The following is a 20871-nucleotide window of genomic DNA, read 5'->3' as shown; positions in this document are numbered from 1 at the left end:
ACATCACTCACCTCTCTTATTATATCGACAGAAAATGTCAGCCATTTACAGGAAATTCTTTGATTTTATTAGCACCTTCCGCAATAAAAAAGCAGTCATTGTCTTCTGCTGCCGTAACAGGACCGGCGAAGTCCTTCTTGGCATAACGCACCATTTTCTCTACATCCGCTGATCCAGGCGTATTGGGCACTATATGGTGAAGCACCAACACACCTACGCTGGCTTCGCTGGCAACCTTACCCACATTTTCGTAAGATGTATGCGACTCCTCCAGATGAACCGCAATTCCGTCTCGTGTGGGACCTTCCGGGAAGGTCTTTAAAATCGCCTCAAGATCAATCACTTCATGGAACAGAATATCTGCATCCTTGGCGAGCTTAATGCAGTTTTCCGAGTAGGCCGTGTCGCCCGACACCACTATGACACCATATTCGGATTCGAAGCGGTATCCAAAGGCAGGATAACACAGGCGGTGATCTACCAGGATTGTGCTTACCTTGACTTTTTCATCCTCGTAAATCAAGAACGGCTCCATTTCAGGGTGCCGATTGTTTACCGGGTCAGCCCCTGCTTCTTCAGGCACCTTGATATCATGGCCCTGCACCCACTCAAATGGGCTGCTTCGGCGCTCATCGATCATCCGAATGACGATATCCGAGGCAAACACTTTACTTAGAAGAGCATCGACCATCTCCTTGGTTCCTACCATCGCATGTCCAGCCGTGCAGCAGGCAACCTCGACGTAGTGTTGTTCGTCGAGCGCTGGCGCCCTGGGCGGCTTGTCGGGACCGAACACCTGGATTTGACGGGAGAAAGATTCCCCGGGCACTTGCCAGCCAGTCAACAGATATGAGCCCAGGTCGTAGATATGATCTGAGTGATGATGGGTGATAAAGATACTTCTCAGCGATCCCCACCCGAGGTGGTTTCTGTAGTTGCGGATACTTCCCATTCCGCAGTCGACAAGATAAACGGCATCGTCTACACAGATCGCTGTCGAAGTACCAGCTCTTGTACCTGAAACAATCGGTCCACCACCTGTGCCCAAGGCAACAGCCTTCATGCCTTTAAATTTATTTTGATTCATGGCTTTTTAGTTCATTCCAATGGGTAATCATGTTCAAGTTTATTCGGCGTTATACCGATGTAAAATTCGGCCAACCTTATTCTTATTTATACCCAGGAGCTTCACCAGGCTTGGCAAAGAATATCTCGCGCTTTCTCGAAAGCTCTACAACCTCTTCTGGGTTTTCCACATTGTGAAGCTCAGCGAAAAGTTTCGAAAGCTGCCCCGCCGGGCTCACCCAAAATATGCCTTTTGCCGGCTTATCGGTTAGTATTTTATAAGCATGTAACGAACCTTTCGGCCAACGAACTGTGTCTCCCGCTCGAGCCGTCTGCCACCTTCCATCGAGATAAAGTTCATACTCCCCTTCCAAAACAAAAATATGTTCATCATTTTCTCCATGACTATGAGGCGGGACAAAAGTACCTGGAGGATCAAATGAAATCCACGCATAACTATTGTCGGAATCGATTACAGGCTGATACTTGTGGCCCAACACATTCCATGCTTTCTCTTCATCGATCTGGAAGCAAGAAACAGGCTGATCTTTGATGCTCATATACAGCTCCTTTTTTAAGTTATCTGTCCGAGTAACAATATCCTTGTTCTGCCACCTTTAACTATCCTGTTCTTTGGAAAAGCTATTCGGTTTTTAGGATTATCTGGGCGGCCTCCTCCGTGCTGAGCAGCCCCAGAATGCGTTGCTGTACTTTCGGATACTCCAGCGCCAAATCTTTCAGGGGACGTTGCATCACATGCAGATAGAAGAAAAGAATGCCCTGCATCTTCTGTCGCCTACACCCGAACAGACCGCCACGAGGAGCCATTGCTGCATCAGGGCCCGACGCAACTTGTCGGAGAGATCTGTTGGCGTGCGTACTACCTGTTCAAGCACATGCTGATCTAGGAGGCCGCCTACGAGTCGCGTCTCAAACGGTCGCGGCAAAAATACCACCAGCAGGCGGCCCGGTTGCTGGAACAGCGCTTTTCCGACATCATCGCAGCGCACCCCGAAGTCGCCGCCCGTCACTACAGCGAAGACGGTCAGCCGCCGCAGCGTTGACCCTGGCCGAGCGACACCCGTTCAGCCTGGCGTTCGCCTGACTATGTAAAGTGACGCTGCATCAGTTCCGTGGGAAACCCGAGGCGGCCGTGCAACACGCCAAACGCGGTGGCGAGGTCGCGCGGGAACACCACTTTCCCCTGCTCGCCCACCGCAGCAAGCCGATACAGGGTTGGGCCCTGAAAGTCCGGGGCGCGCCGAAACAGGGTCTCGACAAGATCCGCAAGGGTATGGACGAGGCGGCGGGCATTGGTTCACGTCTGTTCGAGACCTATCATATCGCGCTGCTGGCCGAAGCCCAGATGGGCTGCGACCAGATGCCGGCGGCACGCAACAGCCTGCAGAACGCACTTGCGCGAACCGCCGAAAAGCAGTTCTAGCGCCCCGAGCTGCAGCGCCTGCTGGGCGGCCGCGAACATCAGGGACAGTGGCGACCCGAGTACAGTGCGCTGCACAAGTTGCGGGACGGGCCATGGCTGACCGTCCCCCTCTTCATTTATACCGAATCGTTCGTCGCAGGCCTGATCGACGCCTTCGCCGATGACGATGTCGCGCTCGTGCCGCTGGCCGAAGAAGCGGACCTGGCGATCGCCTTCACCCATCCGAGCCAGAATGCCTGTGGGATTGCCGTCAAAAAAGGACAATCGGACTGGCATGCCAGGATCGACCAGGCGCTGCTGCAGATCAAGCAAAACGGCGATCTCGAGGCGATCTGGAAACACTGGATGCCGACGTTGAGCTATCAGTTCTGATTCTCCCGGCCAGCTTGGGAGTAAAAAGCGAGCTAGGTATGGCATGCGCCGCAGGGCTCCCGAAAGTCACAGAATCCGATTTCAGGGGCAGGCCAATTCCACGACCGATGCCTAACCACCTGGGCGCCACGAAACGTCGGCATCTCCGAATAACCGGCATGCGGAAAAAAGCCTGTTGAGGGGAGGCGCCACCTTATCCGGAGCCGGTAGGCTCGGCGGGCGACGCTGGAAACATCAACTGCGCCTCGAGTCCGCCGGACGCCCGGCGCTGGAATTGCAGCTGTCCATCGAAGCGATTGACAATTGCCTCGACAATGGTCAGCCCCAGCCCGTGCCCGCGGCTGGGCGGGCGATCGCTTTGCGCCGTGGCGACAGCCCCGGCGTGCTGCGGCTGGTGGTCGGCCCCCTGGTCCTTAACGGCAAAGATAACGTTTGTGCCGTCGCCGGCCATGCTCAGCTCGACCGGGCTCCCGGCCTGGGTGTGACGTAGCGCGTTTTCGACCAGGTTGCGGACGGCCACTGCCACCAGGGTCACCGGGACGGCCACCAGGCCCCGCGAGCCGGCCTGCACCTTCAGCCGATCGGCCGAGGGCAGGTCGGCCAGGTCGGCCAGGGCGCCCGAGAGCAGCGCTACGACGCTGGCAGAGGGCTCGCCCCAAGACTCGTCTTGCTCGAGACGTGCGGCCGGAAAGCCGTTAGCTATCAGCCGGCTCCAGGTCCCTGGCGTCATGCCGCTCCGGCACCTGCTCCTCTTCCTCGCCCCAGATCCGGTTGACCCGGTGCCCGCGCTCCACGGCGGGACGCTGCGCGATCTCGGCCGCCCAGCGTTGGACATGCTCGTAGTCCTGCACCGCGAGGAATTCGGCTGCATCGTAGAGATGCCCCCGCGCCAGCACGCCGTACCAAGGATAGATGGCGATGTCGGCGATACTGTATGCGTCGCCGGCGATATAGGGCCTCTCGGCCAGGGTGCGATCCAGTACGTCCAGCTGGCGCTTGGCCTCCATGGCGAAGCGGTCGATCGGGTACTCCTGTTTCTCCGGCACGTAGGCGTAGAAGTGGCCAAAACCGCCACCGAGATAGGGGCCGAGCCCATTTGCCAAAACAACCAATTCAACGTTTCGGTGCGGGCCGCCGATGCCTCGGGCAGAAAAGCGCCGAATTTTTCCGCCAGGTAAAGCAGAATCGAGCCGGATTCGAACACTTGTATTGGCGCATCACCGCTAGTGTCGACCAGGGCCGGGATCTTGGAGTTGGGATTGATGTTGACGAAGCCGCTGGAGAACTGGTCACCTTCGGTGATACGAATCAGCCAGGCGTCGTATTCCGCCCCTCGTACCCCAGCGTCAACAGTTCCTCCAGCATCGTCGTGATCTTGACGCCGTTCGGCGTGGCGAGCGAGTACAGCTGCAGCGGATGCGTGCCGACCGGCAGCTCCTTTTCATGGGTCGCGCCCGCGACCGGGCGGTTGATACTGGCAAACTCGCCGCCGCTGGGCACCTTCCAAGTCCAGACGCGCGGTGGGGTATAGCTGGGTTGATCGGTCATGATGCACACATCTCCCTATCAAGCTCGGACCGCGTAGCTAGCGACTCTCAACTGTCGCCGCCGGGCACACGCAATCAGTTATCAGGCAATACTTTCGACGATACCACCTTCCACGCGCAGCGCCGCACCGGTGGTAGCGCTGGCCTGGAGCGAGGCAGCATAGACACAGAGGTTGGCCACCTCTTCCGGATCGGCAAAGCGTTGCAGTAGCGTCGAGGGGCGGTTTTCAGCCAGGAACAGGGTTTCCATTTCCTCGGTCGAGACGCCGTGCTCGGTGGCCAGCTCGGCCATCATCGCCAGGGCACCCTCAGTACGGGTCGGTCCCGGCAGTAAGCATCACGATCTGCTGCCCCTGGGCGGGGTAGCTGCTGGCCTGCCCCCGGCGCGACCGCCAGCAGCGCTCCCAGGGCCAGGCCGAGTTGAAACGTTTTCAAATGCCTCGTCTGCTGATTTCGGTTCGAAAAACATCGAACGCCCATCCCAGGAAACTGTCGCCGATTGGTGGTGCCTCCCGCCTTTGGTGATGCTGGAAACGGTCAGGACAACCCCAGCTGGGCCGGCAGCCGCCGGTTTTCCGGCACCTCGTCCGGACTCCAGAAGCCGATCAAAATGCCTTGCCGGGCGCTCTTACCCTTGTATTCGGTCTGCATCGCCGAGCTCACCGCCGCCCGGTTCTTCAAAGTGGCGCTCCAGTCGAGCATCTGGTCCTTCAGTTGTTCCCGTATCGATGCATAGCCAGGATCGGCGCCCAGATCGACGAACTCCGATGGGTCGTTAGCCAGATCGAACAGTATCGGCCGATAGCCTGGACAGTGCACGAACTTGTAGCGTCCATCGAAGGCCATGGTCATGCGTGCCCGGTAAGGATCCTGATCCAGCATCGTCGACACCGGCAGGCGGGCGTAGTCGCTTTCGGTGAACACCACAGGGCGCTCGATCGCCCGTTGCTGGCGGATAAAGCGCAGCAGCGACTGCCCCTCGAGCCGATGGTCCGGAATTTCGCTACCGAGACTCTCGAGGAAGGTCGGTATCAGGTCGATGGCCGCTGTCAGATCGGTACAGACCTTGCCGCGGGTCGGGTCTGCCTCCGTTGAAGGGTCATAGATGATCAGCGGTATCTTGACTGAGGGATCGTGAAACAGATCTTTTTCACCCAACCAGTGATCGCCGAAATAATCGCCATGATCGGCGGTCAGCGCGATCAGGGTATTGTCACTCAGGCCTTTGGCTTCCAGGTGCGCGAACAGCCGCCCCAGCTCATCATCAACCTGCTTGATCAGCCCGAGATAGGCCGGCAGGATGTGCGCCCGCTTGGCATCGTCGGACAGGCATTGCGCGACCCCGAGTTTCATGAAGGCGGCATAAATGGGATGCGGATCCGCGCGTTCTGCCTCGGACTTGAGCGCCGGCGGCACATCGGCGCCGCGGTACAGCGCATGATAGGGCGCGGGGGCCAGATAGGGCCAGTGCGGCTTGATATAGGAGAGGTGCAGGCACCAGGGCTTGTCGCCGATCGCATCGATAGTCTCGATGGCACGATTGGTCAGGTAGGCCGTCTCCGAATGTTCGGCCGGCACCCGTGCCGGCCGATGGGCATTCTCCATGTAAAAGCCCGACCGGACCCTGCCGTCTTCATCCGCGGCGGCATTGGCCCACTGCAGCCAGGGTTGCTGCCGGCAAAGCCAGCCCCGCGCAGATAGTGGTTGTACGCAGGATCGCTCTTCGAGTACCTGCCCGCCGGACCTTCCGGGTGCAGACCATCATCATGCTCGCCGGCGACAAAGCCCGCATTCGACAGATACCGGCCCAGTTCGGAAGCCGGGTCGATGCCCAGCCGCCGCATCCCTTCTAGATCGGGCTTCATATGGGTCTTGCCAAGCAGCACCAGGTTCGTACCGCTCGGGCGCAAATAGTCGGCCAGCGTCCATTCATCCAGATGAAAGGGCCAGTCGTTCCAGGTCGCCCCGTGGGAACGGACATGGCGGCCGGTGTAGAACGAAGCCCGGGAGTTGCCACAACTTGCACCCTGGGCATAGGTGTTGTCAAAGCGCACCCCTTTTGCAGCCAGGCGGTCGATATTGGGTGTTTCCACGATCGGGTGCCCGTAACAGGACAAGCAGTCCCAGCGCAGCTGGTCGATCATGATGAACAGGATATTCTTGACCATCGGTGCCTCCCCAGATTTAAATGTCCAGCACCAGCTTACGGGTCTTGGAACGCGAACAGCAGACCGTCACGCGCTTATTACTGGCCTTTTCGGTGTCGGTCAACACCAGGTCGCGGTGATCCGGCGTGCCTTCCAGCACTGACGTCAGACAGGTGCCGCAGACACCGGACTGACAGGACATCTTGACCTCGATACCGGCCTCCTCAAGCTTCTCGGCAATGGTTTCGCCCGGCAACACCTCAAATGACTTGCCGCTGCGCGCCGCCACCACGGTAAAGGGCTCGCCATCGGTATCGACCTCGGCGCCGAAGCGCTCCAGGTGAATACACTCCTGGGTCCAGTTCATTTTTTCGGCCGAATCGATCACGAAATCCATGAAACCATTGGGGCCGCAAACATAGAGGTGACGGTCAGCCTGTGGCGACGCCAGCACTGCCTGGATATCCAGACGCTGTTCGGCCGGACCGTCATCGAGATGAACCTGCACCGCGTCAGCGAATTCGGCCAGTTCCGCGGCAAAGGCCACCTTGTCAGCCGAACGCACGCAGTAGTGCAACTCGAACGCCCGCCCTTCGGCGCGCAACTTGTGCGCCATCGCCAGCATTGGCGTGATGCCGATGCCGCCGGCAAACAGCACACTTTGCGCGGCCTCGAGGTGCAGCGGGAAATGGTTGCGGGGGCGGCCAACGCGGACATTGCTGCCGACAGCGAAATCGGCATGGATCCCCTCAGAACCACCGCGCGAGGCCGGATCTCTCAGAACCCCGAGGCGATAGCGATGGGTTTCTGCAGGGTCGTTCGACAGCGAGTACTGGCGCACCAGGCCATCTTTGACCTGCACATCGACGTGGGCGCCCGCCTCGAAAGCCGGCAACGGTTGTCCGTCCAGTGCTCGCAGGTCCAGCGAGACGATGTCGGCGGCTTCCATTGCCCGTTGATGCACCACCACATCGAGCCAGTCGTCCTGTTTATCGGCTGCGGATTCTACCATGGCCTCGTTATTCGCCTCGACCACTTCGATACGGACCGGCAGCGATGCGTAGGCGCGAATGGTATTGTTCATCGCCACCACCGGTTCGCCCGCCAATTCAAAGCGCGCCACCCGGCGTGTCAGGGCCTCCAACAGACTGATGATTTCCAGCCGAGCTAGATGCATGCCCATGCACATATGGACTCCATGGCCAAAACCGACATGGTCATGGGTATCGCGATGCACATCAAACTTGTCCGGATTCGGAAACTTCCGCTCGTCCCGGTTCGCCGAGGCGTAGACCACCAGCACGCGCGCGCCCTGTGGCAGGGCAACGCCGCCAATCTCCGTGTCTTCGGCCACATATCGGGAAAAGGCGCGAGCAGGCGAGGCCAGACGCACCACTTCCTCGACAGCATTGGGAATCAGCGACGGGTACTGACGTACCAGATCCCACTGTTCAGGGTCATCGGCGAAAAACTTGATCGCCTGGCCGGTGGCCGAAATGGTGGTGTCCAGGCTCGGATTGATATAGTCGCGCATCAGCTCGGAGCAGGCTTTCGGCGACAGCCCATGCTCCGCCCCGACTTCAAAGATACGTGCCGCCCAGCCCCCGGCTTGAGCATTTCCGGTGTCCCATATTCATCCAGAAATGCCTTCAACTCCTGCAGATCCTTGAACGCGGCCTTTGCCCGGGCGTTCTCGGAGCCAAACAGGTTGAAGGTCGCCGAGGCCCAACGCAACATGTTTTCCCGGCCGGCGTCCGGCAGCCCCACCAATTCGGCGACGATGGTGACCGGCAGGAACTGGGCCAGATCGGAAATGGCATCGAACTCGCCCCGCTCGGCGAGGTGCTCGATCAGGCCGTTGGCCGCGGCCCGGATCCGGCCTTCTATCTTGCTCAGGGCACCTGGCAGCAACGGGGCACCGGTAACGGCCCTTGTCTTGTCATGTTCTGGCGGGTCGGAGTTAAGCGTGCTGCCGGTCAATAGCTCGTTAACTTTGGGGTTCAGCGAAAGGCCTTTGCTGGAAATGAACAACTTGGGCTTGCGCAGTGCTTCGGTCACTTCGGCATAGCGCGTCAACGCATAGACATTGTTCTTGGGCAACCAGACAACCGGACCGAGTTCGCGCATCCGGGCATAGTGCGGATATGGATCCTGGATAACCGCATCATCGTAAAAATCGACATCATAAACGGGTACGTTCACGGCAGTTTCCTCCAGAACTCAGGATAGACGCAGCGCAGACAGTTCGAGGGCGTCGGACAGGTTGAACGCCCCCATGCCGCCATCGAGCGGAATATCGACACCTTTCATCCAGCCGCTGGCCGGCGACAGCAGAAAGGCCGCGACTTCAGCCACCTCTTCCGGTGTGCCGGGACGACCGGCCCGCTCGACATTGCGCGCCATCTTGTCGCCAAAAGCACGACTGAAATCATCGAGAATGTCGGTGGCCACGGCGCCTGGACTGACCGAGTTCATGCGAAGCCCGCGCGCCAGCAAAGCTTCGGTTTCCGCCTGGGTCCACAGGATGACGGCCTCCTTTGACAGATTGTAGGCCCGGGCTGGATCGATGTTTTCATCGCGGATAAAGGTTTCAAGCTCCTGTGCCGTACGCACAGCGGCCAGGCGCTTGACCTGGTCAACCGCCTCGCGCCAGCCATAGCCTGCACGGGACGCCAGATTGACGATGCTTGCACCCTCTTTCAGCTTGTCCATCAGACCATAGGTAAAACGGCGCAGCCCCAGGAAGTTGACTTGCAAGATCGTGGTTTCCAGCCCCTGACGCGGCGGTACCCCCGCCACATTACAGAGCCCGTCGATAGGTCCGTCGAGCTGTTCCAATGCTGCCGCAATACTGGACTCGCTGCTGAGATCGACACGGATAAAGGCGTCGAGGTCGTACTTCGGCTCGGCGATATCGAGCCCGGTTACACGATGGCCGCGGCTACGCAGCAGTTTGCACAGTTCGGCGCCTACACCGTTGGCGGCACCTGTCACCACAATATTCGAATTATTCATATTGGCCCTGCATCACGATCTTCACTGATGTTCGTGGCTAAATCCTAGACGGACGAACGGGGGTAGCGATAGCCTATAATTGGAATGCACGATAACCCTAAGGAATACCATGCGCCTGCAACACATACACACCATGATCGCCGTATCGGAAGAAGGCAGCATCCGCGGCGCCGCAAAACGCTTGGGACGCACCCAACCCGCACTGACCAAAAATTTGCGGCAGATGGAAGACGAGCTGGGGGTTGCGCTGTTCCATCGTACCCCACGCGGTGTCGTCACCACAGAAATCGGCCAGATGGTGCTGGCCCGCGCACGCTCCGTGGCACTGGAAATGCAGCGCCTGCAGAACGAGGTGGAGCAGTTGCGCGGCGGTCAGTTCGGCGCGGTGAAGATCTGCGTGTCCCCTGCTGGCGCCCTTCTGGTGATGCCCCGGGCGCTCGCCAGCTTTCGCAAGCGTTATCCGGCCGTAGACATTTCGGTAGTGGACGGTCTCTATCCTGCTTCTCTGCAGCCACTGCGCGACGGCCAAGTCGACCTACTGATCGGCCCGACACCGCCGCTGCACTGGAGCAAGGATTTCAGGGTCGAGCCGCTTTTCATGACCGACATCATCGTGATTACCAGCCACGAGTCGGAATACGCCAACGCCCGTTCGTTGCGGGAACTGCAGTCCGGTGACTGGGTCATGCTCGGTGGCCGGGAGGGTCCCGGCGACATTATCGAAAAGTCCTTTCGCGATAACGGCCTGATTCCGCCGGTCTCCCGCACCAGCGCGGAATCCTACCTGACCGCCCTGGCTGCCGTCGCGGAGATGGGCCTGCTCTGCACCTTTCCGGAAAAACTTTATCTGAAGCTGAAAGACCAGTTCAAAGTGCACCGCATCGCCCTCGAGGAAACCATAGCACCGATGGAAGTCTCGCTATTGACCCGTGCCGGACTGCCGCTGACGCCGGCCGCCGAGGAGATGGCGAATTGTATACGCTGGTGGGGCAGCCGGCTGGCCAGCACCGATGCGCGATAACTAATAGTAATCGCGATACATAATCAATGGATTGCAGCTAAATAACCCGCACTTTAATCTCTGTTCAAACCGGAGCTGCCAAAACCATAACCATACCCAACCCGCTCCAGGAGACATAACAAGATGAATATCAAGTCAATTGCCTTTGCCGCCCTGCTGGGCCTGGCCACTGCTGCACAGCCCGCATTAGCGGAAACCAAACTGATGTTCAATGTCTTTTTCCCCGCTTCGCACCCGGCCTGGCCGGTGTTCAAGGACTGGGCCAAGGACATTCACGACGCCACGGGTGGCGACATTCTGATCGAGTTTCCAGCCCAGTCGGTGGCCCCGCCCGACCGAGTGCTCGAGTCGGTCCGCACCAGCATGGTCGACGCCGGCTTCATCTACAATGGCTTTCTCGCCGACAAGGCGCCCGGCACCATGGTGAGCCAGATGCCCTGGATGCACCGGGGCGACAGCGAGGCGATCTCGGTTGCTCTGTGGAACACCTACCAGGATTTTTATGCCGGCAAGAACGAGCTGCGGGGCGTCGAACTGGTCAGCATGTTCCACCTCGGCCCGACTTGGCTGTGCACCGTTGTTGACAAGCCGCTGAATACGCTGGAAGACCTGCGCCAGCTGCGCATCTGGGCACTGCCCGGTACCATCGCCGACATCTATTCGGGCCTGGATATGGCCATCGTGGCCGGCCCCGCGGTACAGATTCATGAGCTCGTGTCGCGCAATACCGTTGACGCTTACCAAGGTCTGACCATGGAGACCACTGTCAACTTCAAGGCCGCGCCCTACACCAAGGCCTGCTATGAAATGGAGCGGTCCCTGCAGTCGGCCAACTTCTCGGTTTTTTTCAACAAGCGCACCTGGGATCGGCTGCCGGCCGAGCACCGCGAGGCCATTATGGCGCACTCCGGCGCCAAGTTCGCGGCCGCTATGGGGCGGGCGGTAAACGCAGCCGATTCGGCCGCGCGCCAGCAGCTGATCGAACAGGGCGTCGAGTTCAAGCCCACCAGTGCCGAGATTCAGCAGGCACTGGAAGGTGCGGCCAAAGCCGTCGAAGCCGCCTGGGTCGAAAAAGTCGCCAAAGCCGGTATCGACGGCAAGGCGATGCTGCAGCAGCTCGATGCCGCAACGGCGAAAGCGGCACAGAAATGACGGCCACCCGGTGGCCGCACCCGCCGGCTACCGGGTTTCCCTTAAGCGCGCCAGACAAACTCCGCTCCAACGCCATGGATACGTTATGACTCTATTGAGAAACATCACCCTGATTATCGGGGCCCTGTGCCTGTCGATCATGACACTGGTGACCGTGGCCGATGTAGCCATGCGTTACCTCTTTACCCGGCCGATCTTCGGTAGCGGTGAGATGATCCAGTACCTGCTGGCCGTCTGTGTCTTCGCCGGCATGTTCGTGGTCAACCAGGAGCGCGGCCACGTCCATGTTTCCCTGTTCGAGCCATTTTTCAAGCAACATGTACCGAATCTCTATCGCTGGGTGTTCGACCTGTTCAGCCTGCTGGGCGTGATCGGCGTCACCGCTATTCTGATTTGGCGTGCGGTCGACCTGATCCGCTATCCCGAAAGCTCGATCGTGCTGGGTTGGTCGCTTGGCCTGATCGTCAGTGTGCTGGCGACACTTAGCGCGCTATCGGTCCTAGCTGCGCTGCATGCCATCTATCGCCGCGACTTGCCCGGCGACGACACCTCTCCAGAAACCTTTTCGGATTAAGGTAGCCTGTTATGGAAATTGCACTGCTGGGCTTTGCCGCTGTGCTTCTACTGGCCTTTATCGGTATACCGCTGGCCTTTGCCACCCTGGCGGTCGGATTTTTCGGTTTTGCTTACCTGCGCGGTTTCGAGGCGGCCTTGGCCATGTCCGGCCAGTGGATCGTCGACTCAACCACGAATTATGGCCTCAGCGTGATTCCGCTATTCGTGCTGATGGGGGCTTTTATCCATCGCGCCGGCATTTCGCGCGAGCTGTTCAGCGCCTCCTACGCTTGGCTCGGCCGTTATCGCGGCGGCCTGGCCATGTCAGGCATCGTCTCCTGCGCCGGCTTTTCCGCCGTCTGCGGCTCGTCGCTGGCGACCGCCGCCACCATGTCCCGGGTCGCCATTCCGTCGATGCGGGAGTTTCGCTACAACGACGGGCTCTCGGCCGGTACCATCGCTGCCGGGGGACGCTCGGTATCATGATTCCGCCCAGCGTGCCGATGGCGATCTACGGTATCGTGGCCGGACAGGATATCGGCCAGCTGTTCATTGCCGGCATTTTGCCGGGCGTGATGCTGATAATGCTATTTTTGGCCGCCATTATCCTTGTCACCAGCGCACGCCCGCAGCTGGGCCCGAACGGTAAAGCGCTGTCCTTGTTGCAGACCCTGCGTGCGTCCTACTCCACCTGGCCGGTGATCCTGCTGTTCGGCGTGGTCCTGGGTGGCATCTATACCGGCCTGTTCACACCGACGGAAGCAGCGGGCGTCGGTGCCTTTGGCGCCTGGCTGTTTGGTGCCGCACGCGGTCAGTTTCTCAACCTGAAGGAGCTGGCGCCGGTCTTTACCGAAACCGTCAAAACCACCGCGATGATTTTCGCTATCGTCTTCTCGGCGCTGATTCTGGTGCAGTTTATCAACCTGACCGGCCTGCCCTATCAACTGGTGGATTTCGTCGAGGCTTGGGGCTTCGGGCCCATGGGACTGGTGCTGATGATCTGCCTTATCTGCGTCCTGATGGGCACGGTGTTCGAAAGTCTCGGCATCCTGCTGCTGATCATTCCGGTGTTCCTGCCGTCGCTCAGCGCCATGGGCATCGACCTGATATGGTTCGGCGTGATTGCCATTCTGGTCATCGAACTGGGGCTGATTACACCGCCGATTGGCATGAACGTCTTCGCGGTCAAGGCCGTTGCCAATGATATCCAACTGACGCATATATTTGCCGGCGTCACCCCTTACATTCTGGCGATGCTCCTGGGTCTCGTACTGCTGGTTACCTTCCCTGCCATTGCCACCTGGTTGCCGGCAGCGATGCGCTGACTACGAACGTTTTTAACCGGCTGTCGGCCGCGTCCCCGTAGCGCGGCGCTCTCGGCAAGGCCCAAGGACTGGCAAACAGACTCCCCGGACCGCTGCCCCCTGCAGGTGGCGGCGGCCTGCGCGCGCCCTTTACCCATGACAAACGACAATAAAGGACACCCTGATGCCCACTCAGCACCCACCGATCGAGACAGAACTCTTTATCAATGGCCAGTCCTGCAAAGCCAGTGATGGCGGCACCTATGCCATTCACAACCCGGCCCGGCCCGACGAGCTGGTAGGCCACGCCGCCGCCGCCACGGTCGAGGATGTGAAAAGCGCCGTGCAGGCGGCCCACGCCGCCTTTCCGGCCTGGGCCGCCAAAAGCTACCAGGAACGAGCCGAGATCCTGCGCCAGGTCGCCGATGTCCTCACCGAAGATCAGGCCGATGTGGAGTACCGATCGCAGCTGTTTTGTCGCGAGCATGGCAAGATCCTGTGCGAGACCCTGCTCGAGATTTCACGACTGGGTGAACGCTTTCGCCAGAGCGCCGACTATGCCGAGCGCCTGGCACGCGACGAATACATCGAGGGGCCTCCCTTCGATACCATCATCACCCGTCAGCCACGCGGGGTCGCGGCGCTTATCGTGCCCTGGAACTGGCCGCTGGCGATCCTCGGCGCCAAGCTGCCGCAGGCACTGATGGCCGGCAACACCGTTGTCGTAAAGCCGTCCAACAATTCTGCGCTGGCGCCGGCGCTGACCCTGCATAAAATCGCGGCGCTGCTCCCGCCCGGCGTGGTCAATGTGCTCACCGGCAGCTCCGGTCTGATCGGCGACCCGCTGGTCGGCCATCCACGGGTCCGCAAGGTGAACTTCACCGGTTCGGTCGATATCGGTCGCCACGTGATGAAGGTCGCCGCCGACAACATTACGCCGGTCACGCTGGAGCTGGGCGGCAACGATGCCGGTCTCGTGCTGGACGATGCCGGCTCGATGAAGCCGCCTTCAATCGCCTCTACCTGGGCGCCTTCATGTCGTCGGGACAGATCTGCATGGCGCTGAAACGGCTCTATGTGCACCGTTCCCGCTACGAGGAGGTGGTCGAAGGCCTCAAGACCGCCTGCGACCGCCAGGTGATTGGCGATGGCCTGCTACCCGAGACCACCATGGGACCGATGAATAACCCCAAGCAGCTCAAGGTCGTGACCGACATGATCGCCGAAGCCCGGGCGGCGGGGGCCGATCTGCAGGAATTTGGCCAGGTTCCCGATCCCGAGCTCTACGCCAACGGCTATTTCCAGAAGCCGGTGCTGGTCTTCAACCCGGACCCAGCCCTGAGCGTCGTGGCCCAGGAACAGTTCGGCCCGATTTTACCGATCATTCCGTTCGACACCGACGAGCAGGCCATCGCCATGGCCAACGACAGCGAATTCGGCCTCTGCTCCTCGATCTGGACGGAAGATCGGGACCGGGCCACTCACCTGGCGCGACAGCTCGAAGCGGGTTACACCTATATTAATGCCCACGGCCCCTCCGCCCAGGATGGACGAGGCCCGTTCGGAGGCTTCAAGCTGTCGGGCATCGGGCGCAACTTCGGTTATGAAGGCGTTATCCAGTTTCAAGGCTACCATTCGATCTCAGCGCCCAAGGGCTGGTTGAAGTGAGCCGAGCGTCGGAGAGTCCAGGGAAGTAATTGCTCACCGAATCGATAAAACAAAAGTCTACACAAAATAAACAATAGGCCTTGATACTTTATCTAATAGGCATTAGATAAATTCTAATTAGTTTTTCATAAAAGCTTAGCTGGCAATATGTCGTGTATTGCCAGCGAGCCCCCTGCCTCAAAAACACGACAATAAATCTAACCACGCGAATAATAAGGATAGTTTAGTGAATATAGAAAAACATCTGCTCGTAATGAGCGCCGCTGCGCTTTTAACCCTTCCCCTCGCCGGTACCGCCAATGCCACCCCCAAGGTGTTTGGTTTACTGAGTGCCGGCGCGGTCGAGGATGAGAAAGACTTCGAGTCTGAAGCGTTCGAAGTCGAACTCGGCGTCAAAGGCGCTTATGAACTCGAAGGCGCCAAAGCCGTTTACGAGCTGCTGGTCGATGTGAGCGATGCCGTCAACGCCGAAGAAGATACCGATGGCGAGGATGAAATCCATGTCCGCCAGGCCTCGGTCGCCTTTCCGACCCGATATGGCAGCTTTATCATCGCACCGCGTGCGGTGAGCGGCCAGTTCCGGAACATCTATGGCGGTCTGCGCAAGTTTGAATACAACGAGCCCCACGCCGACACTCCAGCATCCGGCGGTAAGATTTTCGAACAGCCCGACGAAGGCCAAAACGTGTTGGCCTACGTCTCGCCGAACTGGAGCGGGCTCCAGCTAATCGGCGCCTCGCTGCAGGTCGACGAAGACAATGGCGAGGATCATGACGTTGTCGCTGTTCGCGCAGTTTACTGGGGCGATAACTGGAATATTGGTATTGGCCGTGTCAATGTCGACCAGGCTGCCGGACCGCCCTTCGCGACCGAAGACTACAACCGTGACTCCATTGGCTTTGCCTACAACATCGCCAATGTCGAGCTCGGTGGCGTTTACGAGAAAAATAGAGACCGCTTTCTCGGTGACGACTCGGACGTATTGGGGCTTGCCGCCCGGGTCAAGTTCGGTCAGGGCTGGTCCACCTCGCTGGGATATTTCGACAAGGATTATGACGACGACAGCACCGGTACCGATGACAACCTGATCGTGCTAAACCTGAAAAAGCAGTTTCACGAGAAAGTCGAACTGTGGGCTGAAGCCGGCCAGTATGAAGAAGCCGATGACAACCTGGCGCTGGGGGTCAATGTTTCCTTCTAGCAGGTTTTCCCCTGCCTGATTCAATAGTTTTTTATGCCCCGCTCCGACGGGGCATTTTTTGGCTCGTTCTATCACAAGGGGGCATGTTGGCGGCTTGCGCTAAATGACACTACCACAGCGAATCTCGCTGCGGCAGGGACCGGGTTACGGATGCGGTGCCATTGCCTGTAATGAGGGATTGCTAGTAAACGCCAGCCGCTCCGCCAGAAAATCGATCAGCGCGCGCACCTTGGGCGAGACATGCTGGCGACTGGGATAAAGCACATAGATGCCCAGCTCGATCGAGCGGTATTGCGGCATCAACTCCACCAGCGCGCCCGAGGCCAGATCGTCCCCGACCAGAAAGTCCGGCTGCAGAATGATGCCCAGGTGCGAAAGCGCCGCCGCGCGGCAGGTATCGCCGTTGTTGCTGTGGATACAGGGCGCCGTCCTGACGCTCACCCGGCCCTCGGGTCCGTCGAAGGTCCACTCATCGCCGCCGGACCAGTAGCGGTAAGCGATCACCGCGTGCTGGGCCAGTTCGGTCGGATGGCCCGGCACGCCCTGTTGCTGCAGGTATTGCGGTGAGGCGCAGAGCACCATGCGCGTGGTGGCCAACCGCTTACTGACCAGCGTCGAACTCGGCAGGATCGCGATGCGTATCGCCAGATCATAGCCTTCCTCGACCAGGTCGACGATGCGATCGGCCAGGGTCACATCAAGCTTTACCTTCGGATAAAGACGGCAGAACTCCCCCAGAGCGGGCCGAGATGGCGGATGCCGAAGGTCACCGGGGCATTGATTCGCAGCAATCCGCTGGCGACGGCACTGCGCGAGCTGAGTTCGATCTCGGCCTCTTCGACACCGGCCAGTAGTTCCTTGCTGCGCGTATAGAACAGTTCGCCCTCGCCGGTGAGCGACAGTCGACGCGTCGTGCGGTGCAACAGCCGTACCCCCAGTCGCCTCTCCAGGTCGGCGACGTAGCGTGAGACCGCGGCCTTCGACAGGCCAAGAGCCTCGGCGGCCTTGACGAAGCTGCCGGCCTCCACGACGGCAGTGAAGGTTTGCATTTCGAGAAATCGATCCATTGTTTCAACCAGAGAGACAATATATCTGATATTACGCTATTTATCCCAGGATGACGCCTGTCTAAAGTGAGCGATTTCGGGGCCGCCAGGGACGGAGGCCTCGACACCTTTCGATTGCATCCACTGGAGACAGCATGAGCATCGCCCCGGTCTTCTTTATCTCCCATGGCGCCCCGACCTTCGCCCTCGAGCCCGGTCAACTCGGCCCGAAACTCAGGGCGGCCGGCCAGCAGCTGACCGACGTCAAGGCCATCCTGGTCGTGTCGCCGCACTGGCAAACCCGCGATATCCGCGTCATGACCACCGCCGCGCCGGAAACGATTCATGATTTCGGCGGTTTTCCCCGGGCGCTTTACGCGCTGCAATACCCGGCGCCCGGCGCGCCGCAACTGGCCACCGCGACCGCCCAGCTGCTCTCAAGGTCCGGATGGGCTGTGGGTGTGGAGCCGCAGCGCGGGCTCGACCATGGCGCCTGGGTGCCGCTGTTGCATATGTTGCCGGACGCCCGCGTGCCGGTGTTCCAGGTGTCGATGCCTTACAGCCTCGATACGGCCAGCGCACTGCAGCTCGGTCGCACCCTGGCGCCCCTGCGCGAAGAGGGCGTGATGATCCTGGGCTCCGGCAGCATGACCCACAACCTCTACGAATTTCGCCAGTCGAGTGGCCGGGAGGCCGCCTATGCCCGCGAATTCGCCCAGTGGAACCATCGGGCAATCATGGCGAACGAGATCGATCAGCTGCTGGCCTACCGGACCCTGGCGCCCCACGCCGAGCGGGCCCACCCGACCGATGAGCACTACCTGCCGCTGCTGGTGGCACTGGGCGCCCGATCGGAACAGGAGCCTGCCCGGTTTATCGAGGGGGATATCACCTATGGGGTGTTGTCGATGGACTCCTACGCTTGGGGTCTGCCCGCCACAATAACCGCTTGAGGAGTCCTATGAACAACGGTCATCACAGTATCGGTCCGCTGCAGCAGGATGCAGCCTTCGAATGCGCGTTCCGGACGCGTCAGCCGCAACCGGCCAGCCCCAAAGGCTGCGTCATTTTGCTGCATGGCGTCGGCAGCTCGGAAACGAGCCTGACCACGCTGGCCTACGCCATCGCCCCCGATGTTCTGGTGGTACTGGCTCAGGCCCCGCTGGTTTTCAGCCCGAACCAGTTCGGCTGGTTCCGTGTCGCCTTTACCACCGAAGGCCCGCGCATCGTCGCCGAGGAAGCGGAGTCCAGCCGCCAGCGGCTGATTCACTTTGTCGAGCAGGTCCAGGCACGTTTCGATATCGCGCCACAAAGCACCGTCATCGCCGGCTTCAGCCAGGGCGGCATCATGAGCGCCAGCGTGGCGCTGAGCGCGCCGCAGCTGGTAGCTGGCTTTGCGATACTGTCCGGACGCATCCTCCCCGAACTCGAGCCCCGGCTGGCGCCGAAGTCACAACTGGTCCGACTGCAGGCCTTTATCGGCCACGGTGAATTCGATAGCAAGCTGCCGGTGAGCTGGGCGCAAAAAGCGCATCATTGGCTTGACGAGCTGGGCATGCCGCATCAGCTGCGGCTCTATCCCATCGATCACACCATAAGCGCGCCGATGCAGGCCGACTTTCTGGCCTGGCTCGATGCATGTCTGAGTAAGGCGTGAGACGCTAGGGAAATGGGTCGGCTGCTTAATTTCAAACCTTTTCTCCGCGCAGAGGTGAATGGCCCCGGGTTCTTCGGAGAAGGTTTTTGTCTGAGTCAGGAAGCCTCACCTGACTCGTCCAGTTGGTGCCAGCAGGCGGCGGCTACTGAGGCCGCAAGTTGACTACTTGGACAGGCGGCCTTTTTTGGCCGAAACCTGACCCAGTGCGAAAACAGTCCTTTGCCTACCAGCGTCCTCCGCTGCTATCGAACAAAGATTGGCCGTTCGGCGAAACGGCTGCCAACGACTGCTTCATAGATAATGGACAGAGTGGTGTTGATCGTCTGGTAAACCGGTCTGCTTCGTAACAGGGTCTCCTGAGCGTTCTGATTGTGCAGGTCGTTCTGGCAGCCGCCAGCAGGAGCCGACTGCTTACCCGCTTCAGAAGTACCGCCATTCAAATCCCGTCCGTCTGCCGGTAATATGCCCCGACTCGATTCCTCCAAAAGCCGCCGGACCTTTCATGAATATTGAAATCCTGCCAGACCAGCCCGCCGCCGACTCGAAAGCCGTCTCAAGCTTGCAGCTCGAGTTCGACCGGCTGCGCAAGACCCTGGAGCGCGAGCAGAAGCAGTTGCGCAAGTTCTTCACCGACATGGACCGGCTGTGCCAGGCCTATGCCGACCAAGTCCTGCCGGAGATGAAAAACAATCACGGGATGCTAAAGATCCTGCTGTCGCGTCTGATCGACTTGTCGACGCGCAAGAGCCTGAACCAGTGGCACCGGGAAGAGCTGGAAGACTGGATCCACGAACTGCTGGACCAGCTCGGTCAGTTCGACCATTTTGACGCCCGGGCGGCCGCGGAGCTGTACAGCGACCTGCAGCAGCATCATTTCGGCAAACGCAGCCAGATATCCGATCCGGACCCGTTCGAGCTGTTCCCCGACGACGAAGCTGACGACGCCCCCGAGCCGAAATCACGCGCCACGGACAGCGAAGCGCAGCAGGATTTTTCGGTTTCGACGATATCCCGGAAGACGAAGAGCTGCACGATGGCGGCTGTTTCGAGGGCCCGACGGCTCCCGAGTCGGCGGTCGATGACAAATGGCTCAAGCAGCTATTTCGCCGCGCCGCCCAAGTCCTGCATCCGGACCGGGAGCAGGACCCCGGACGCCGGGCAGACAAGGAAAAGCAGATGACCGCGCTGTTGCAGGCGCGCGATGACAACGACATCCTGAGCCTGCTGCAGCTCTACCAGCAACACGTCAGCGATGCCCGTCTGCAGGTGCCGGAAAGCACCTTCGCAGCGCTCTGCGACTCGATAGAGTCGCAACTGGAACAACTGGAAATGGAGAAGCTGCAGTACCTCTACGCCAATACGCAGCGGATCCGGGTCCACAACCTGCTCTATGCCGGCACTCGCAAGAAACAGCAGCAGAACCTCGACCGGCTGCTGAAGGACATCCGGCTGATGAGGCAGCATATTCCCGAGGCTGTCCAAGCGCTGCGCAACCTGAATGGTCTGAAGCAGGAGCTGGAGCTTCGCCGGGAAGCCCGCTACGCACTGATGCTTGAGCGGGACGTGGTATTTTTCTGATACGGTGAGCCGGCACGATGTCCAGGCACGGTTCGACGCCCCACACCTCCCCGCGGAAGCTGAGCGAGTTCGATGACGTCTGCAAAAACAACTGCTCAG

The 20871-nt window shown here is 59.8% G+C and carries 24 protein-coding genes and 2 pseudogenes; 13 read left to right on the top strand and 13 right to left on the bottom strand.

Features of this window, described 5'->3' with window-relative positions; translation table 11 throughout:
- Nucleotides 1-37 precede the first annotated feature (37 nt).
- The 3 genes from ACFQDL_RS32320 to ACFQDL_RS32310 form a co-directional block, all read right to left on the bottom strand.
- On the bottom strand, nucleotides 38-1087 hold the full coding sequence (locus tag ACFQDL_RS32320) for an MBL fold metallo-hydrolase (RefSeq protein ID WP_379914084.1): 1050 nt from the start codon (nucleotides 1085-1087) through the stop codon (nucleotides 38-40).
- An 82-nt stretch (nucleotides 1088-1169) separates the two neighbouring features.
- Entirely contained in the window at nucleotides 1170-1625 is a 456-nt protein-coding gene (locus tag ACFQDL_RS32315) for a cupin domain-containing protein (RefSeq protein ID WP_379914082.1), read from the bottom strand.
- An 82-nt stretch (nucleotides 1626-1707) separates the two neighbouring features.
- On the bottom strand, nucleotides 1708-1851 hold the full coding sequence (locus tag ACFQDL_RS32310; protein WP_379914080.1) for a hypothetical protein: 144 nt from the start codon (nucleotides 1849-1851) through the stop codon (nucleotides 1708-1710).
- Nucleotides 1852-2218: 367 nt separating this feature from the next.
- On the opposite strand from ACFQDL_RS32310, the gene ACFQDL_RS32305 reads away from it, so the two are divergent.
- Both ACFQDL_RS32305 and ACFQDL_RS32300 read left to right on the top strand, forming a co-directional pair.
- Nucleotides 2219-2509, top strand: a complete 291-nt coding sequence (locus ACFQDL_RS32305; RefSeq protein WP_379914079.1) for a hypothetical protein — start codon at nucleotides 2219-2221, stop codon at nucleotides 2507-2509.
- Between the two features lie 78 nt (nucleotides 2510-2587).
- Nucleotides 2588-2881: a hypothetical protein gene (locus ACFQDL_RS32300; RefSeq protein WP_379914078.1), complete on the top strand. Its 294-nt coding sequence runs from the start codon at nucleotides 2588-2590 to the stop codon at nucleotides 2879-2881.
- Between the two features lie 193 nt (nucleotides 2882-3074).
- Here ACFQDL_RS32300 and ACFQDL_RS32295 read toward each other — a convergent pair whose 3' ends face one another.
- From ACFQDL_RS32295 to ACFQDL_RS32260, 8 genes and pseudogenes are all read right to left on the bottom strand, one after another.
- Nucleotides 3075-3611, bottom strand: coding sequence for a sensor histidine kinase (locus ACFQDL_RS32295; protein ID WP_379914076.1), 537 nt, complete (start codon nucleotides 3609-3611; stop codon nucleotides 3075-3077).
- Nucleotides 3577-4429: pseudogene (gene yghU / locus ACFQDL_RS32290) on the bottom strand (glutathione-dependent disulfide-bond oxidoreductase). Before yghU ends, ACFQDL_RS32295 begins: the two are co-directional and overlap by 35 nt.
- An 81-nt stretch (nucleotides 4430-4510) precedes the next feature.
- Nucleotides 4511-4723 carry an SDR family oxidoreductase gene (locus tag ACFQDL_RS32285; protein WP_379914074.1) on the bottom strand — a complete coding sequence of 71 codons (213 nt, stop codon included), beginning with the start codon at nucleotides 4721-4723 and terminating at the stop codon, nucleotides 4511-4513.
- A gap of 242 nt (nucleotides 4724-4965) precedes the next feature.
- On the bottom strand, nucleotides 4966-6090 hold the full coding sequence (locus ACFQDL_RS32280) for a sulfatase-like hydrolase/transferase (RefSeq protein ID WP_379914208.1): 1125 nt from the start codon (nucleotides 6088-6090) through the stop codon (nucleotides 4966-4968).
- A complete protein-coding gene (locus ACFQDL_RS32275) occupies nucleotides 5973-6596 on the bottom strand; it encodes a sulfatase-like hydrolase/transferase (RefSeq protein ID WP_379914072.1) in 624 nt (207 codons plus the stop codon). Before ACFQDL_RS32275 ends, ACFQDL_RS32280 begins: the two co-directional genes overlap by 118 nt.
- Before the next feature lie 16 nt (nucleotides 6597-6612).
- A complete protein-coding gene (locus ACFQDL_RS32270; protein ID WP_379914070.1) occupies nucleotides 6613-8109 on the bottom strand; it encodes a cytochrome P450/oxidoreductase in 1497 nt (498 codons plus the stop codon).
- Complete coding sequence (locus tag ACFQDL_RS32265; protein WP_379914068.1) at nucleotides 8109-8702, bottom strand: cytochrome P450 family protein; 594 nt, start codon at nucleotides 8700-8702, stop codon at nucleotides 8109-8111. Before ACFQDL_RS32265 ends, ACFQDL_RS32270 begins: the two co-directional genes overlap by 1 nt.
- 93 nt (nucleotides 8703-8795) lie before the next feature.
- Nucleotides 8796-9590 carry a coniferyl-alcohol dehydrogenase gene (locus tag ACFQDL_RS32260; protein ID WP_379914066.1) on the bottom strand — a complete coding sequence of 265 codons (795 nt, stop codon included), beginning with the start codon at nucleotides 9588-9590 and terminating at the stop codon, nucleotides 8796-8798.
- Nucleotides 9591-9699: 109 nt separating this feature from the next.
- Between ACFQDL_RS32260 and ACFQDL_RS32255 the strand changes: the two genes are divergently transcribed.
- From ACFQDL_RS32255 to ACFQDL_RS32225, 7 genes and pseudogenes are all read left to right on the top strand, one after another.
- Nucleotides 9700-10611 carry a LysR family transcriptional regulator gene (locus ACFQDL_RS32255; RefSeq protein WP_379914064.1) on the top strand — a complete coding sequence of 304 codons (912 nt, stop codon included), beginning with the start codon at nucleotides 9700-9702 and terminating at the stop codon, nucleotides 10609-10611.
- Nucleotides 10612-10734: 123 nt separating this feature from the next.
- Entirely contained in the window at nucleotides 10735-11763 is a 1029-nt protein-coding gene (gene dctP, locus ACFQDL_RS32250) for a TRAP transporter substrate-binding protein DctP (RefSeq protein WP_379914062.1), read from the top strand.
- A gap of 85 nt (nucleotides 11764-11848) precedes the next feature.
- A complete protein-coding gene (locus ACFQDL_RS32245; protein ID WP_379914060.1) occupies nucleotides 11849-12337 on the top strand; it encodes a TRAP transporter small permease in 489 nt (162 codons plus the stop codon).
- Between the two features lie 11 nt (nucleotides 12338-12348).
- Nucleotides 12349-13643 (top strand): annotated as a pseudogene (locus ACFQDL_RS32240) (TRAP transporter large permease).
- Between the two features lie 163 nt (nucleotides 13644-13806).
- Nucleotides 13807-14688: an aldehyde dehydrogenase family protein gene (locus ACFQDL_RS32235; RefSeq protein ID WP_379914058.1), complete on the top strand. Its 882-nt coding sequence runs from the start codon at nucleotides 13807-13809 to the stop codon at nucleotides 14686-14688.
- A complete protein-coding gene (locus ACFQDL_RS32230; protein ID WP_379914056.1) occupies nucleotides 14679-15290 on the top strand; it encodes an aldehyde dehydrogenase family protein in 612 nt (203 codons plus the stop codon). The genes ACFQDL_RS32235 and ACFQDL_RS32230 overlap by 10 nt, the downstream gene beginning before the upstream one ends.
- Nucleotides 15291-15516: 226 nt before the next feature.
- Nucleotides 15517-16491: a porin gene (locus ACFQDL_RS32225; RefSeq protein ID WP_379914054.1), complete on the top strand. Its 975-nt coding sequence runs from the start codon at nucleotides 15517-15519 to the stop codon at nucleotides 16489-16491.
- 144 nt (nucleotides 16492-16635) lie between these two features.
- Here the strand turns inward: ACFQDL_RS32225 and ACFQDL_RS32220 are convergent, their stop codons facing one another.
- On the bottom strand, nucleotides 16636-17187 hold the full coding sequence (locus ACFQDL_RS32220; protein WP_379914052.1) for a substrate binding domain-containing protein: 552 nt from the start codon (nucleotides 17185-17187) through the stop codon (nucleotides 16636-16638).
- A gap of 8 nt (nucleotides 17188-17195) precedes the next feature.
- A complete protein-coding gene (locus tag ACFQDL_RS32215) occupies nucleotides 17196-17540 on the bottom strand; it encodes a LysR family transcriptional regulator (protein WP_379914050.1) in 345 nt (114 codons plus the stop codon).
- Nucleotides 17541-17692: 152 nt separating this feature from the next.
- Between ACFQDL_RS32215 and ACFQDL_RS32210 the strand changes: the two genes are divergently transcribed.
- The 4 genes from ACFQDL_RS32210 (at nucleotide 17693) to ACFQDL_RS32195 (ending at nucleotide 20772) form a co-directional block, all read left to right on the top strand.
- Nucleotides 17693-18490, top strand: coding sequence for a DODA-type extradiol aromatic ring-opening family dioxygenase (locus tag ACFQDL_RS32210; RefSeq protein WP_379914048.1), 798 nt, complete (start codon nucleotides 17693-17695; stop codon nucleotides 18488-18490).
- Between the two features lie 8 nt (nucleotides 18491-18498).
- Entirely contained in the window at nucleotides 18499-19194 is a 696-nt protein-coding gene (locus ACFQDL_RS32205) for an alpha/beta hydrolase (RefSeq protein WP_379914046.1), read from the top strand.
- Nucleotides 19195-19696: 502 nt separating this feature from the next.
- Entirely contained in the window at nucleotides 19697-20374 is a 678-nt protein-coding gene (locus ACFQDL_RS32200) for a hypothetical protein (protein WP_379914044.1), read from the top strand.
- Entirely contained in the window at nucleotides 20371-20772 is a 402-nt protein-coding gene (locus ACFQDL_RS32195) for a hypothetical protein (RefSeq protein ID WP_379914043.1), read from the top strand. The genes ACFQDL_RS32200 and ACFQDL_RS32195 overlap by 4 nt, the downstream gene beginning before the upstream one ends.
- Nucleotides 20773-20871: the final 99 nt, after the last annotated feature.

The sequence above is a fragment of the Marinobacterium aestuariivivens genome, assembly GCF_042661465.1.
Taxonomy (GTDB): domain Bacteria; phylum Pseudomonadota; class Gammaproteobacteria; order Pseudomonadales; family Balneatricaceae; genus Marinobacterium_A; species Marinobacterium_A aestuariivivens.
Note: the sequence above shows the minus strand (reverse complement) of the source record. Positions and strands in the feature narration are given on the sequence as shown.

What these genes read in the sequence shown, in the direction of transcription:
- ACFQDL_RS32275 (WP_379914072.1), bottom strand. Translation starts at nt 6,596, where the DNA reads ATGGTCAAGAATATCCTGTTCATCATGATCGACCAGCTGCGCTGGGAC.
- ACFQDL_RS32210 (WP_379914048.1), top strand. Translation starts at nt 17,693, where the DNA reads ATGAGCATCGCCCCGGTCTTCTTTATCTCCCATGGCGCCCCGACCTTC.
- ACFQDL_RS32285 (WP_379914074.1), bottom strand. Translation starts at nt 4,723, where the DNA reads ATGATGGCCGAGCTGGCCACCGAGCACGGCGTCTCGACCGAGGAAATG.
- ACFQDL_RS32245 (WP_379914060.1), top strand. Translation starts at nt 11,849, where the DNA reads ATGACTCTATTGAGAAACATCACCCTGATTATCGGGGCCCTGTGCCTG.
- ACFQDL_RS32215 (WP_379914050.1), bottom strand. Translation starts at nt 17,540, where the DNA reads ATGCAAACCTTCACTGCCGTCGTGGAGGCCGGCAGCTTCGTCAAGGCC.
- ACFQDL_RS32255 (WP_379914064.1), top strand. Translation starts at nt 9,700, where the DNA reads ATGCGCCTGCAACACATACACACCATGATCGCCGTATCGGAAGAAGGC.
- ACFQDL_RS32235 (WP_379914058.1), top strand. Translation starts at nt 13,807, where the DNA reads ATGCCCACTCAGCACCCACCGATCGAGACAGAACTCTTTATCAATGGC.
- ACFQDL_RS32195 (WP_379914043.1), top strand. Translation starts at nt 20,371, where the DNA reads ATGACCGCGCTGTTGCAGGCGCGCGATGACAACGACATCCTGAGCCTG.
- dctP (WP_379914062.1), top strand. Translation starts at nt 10,735, where the DNA reads ATGAATATCAAGTCAATTGCCTTTGCCGCCCTGCTGGGCCTGGCCACT.
- ACFQDL_RS32310 (WP_379914080.1), bottom strand. Translation starts at nt 1,851, where the DNA reads ATGCAGGGCATTCTTTTCTTCTATCTGCATGTGATGCAACGTCCCCTG.
- ACFQDL_RS32260 (WP_379914066.1), bottom strand. Translation starts at nt 9,590, where the DNA reads ATGAATAATTCGAATATTGTGGTGACAGGTGCCGCCAACGGTGTAGGC.
- ACFQDL_RS32230 (WP_379914056.1), top strand. Translation starts at nt 14,679, where the DNA reads ATGGCGCTGAAACGGCTCTATGTGCACCGTTCCCGCTACGAGGAGGTG.
- ACFQDL_RS32295 (WP_379914076.1), bottom strand. Translation starts at nt 3,611, where the DNA reads ATGACGCCAGGGACCTGGAGCCGGCTGATAGCTAACGGCTTTCCGGCC.
- ACFQDL_RS32315 (WP_379914082.1), bottom strand. Translation starts at nt 1,625, where the DNA reads ATGAGCATCAAAGATCAGCCTGTTTCTTGCTTCCAGATCGATGAAGAG.
- ACFQDL_RS32200 (WP_379914044.1), top strand. Translation starts at nt 19,697, where the DNA reads ATGAATATTGAAATCCTGCCAGACCAGCCCGCCGCCGACTCGAAAGCC.
- ACFQDL_RS32265 (WP_379914068.1), bottom strand. Translation starts at nt 8,702, where the DNA reads ATGCGCGAACTCGGTCCGGTTGTCTGGTTGCCCAAGAACAATGTCTAT.
- ACFQDL_RS32205 (WP_379914046.1), top strand. Translation starts at nt 18,499, where the DNA reads ATGAACAACGGTCATCACAGTATCGGTCCGCTGCAGCAGGATGCAGCC.
- ACFQDL_RS32270 (WP_379914070.1), bottom strand. Translation starts at nt 8,109, where the DNA reads ATGCGCGACTATATCAATCCGAGCCTGGACACCACCATTTCGGCCACC.
- ACFQDL_RS32320 (WP_379914084.1), bottom strand. Translation starts at nt 1,087, where the DNA reads ATGAATCAAAATAAATTTAAAGGCATGAAGGCTGTTGCCTTGGGCACA.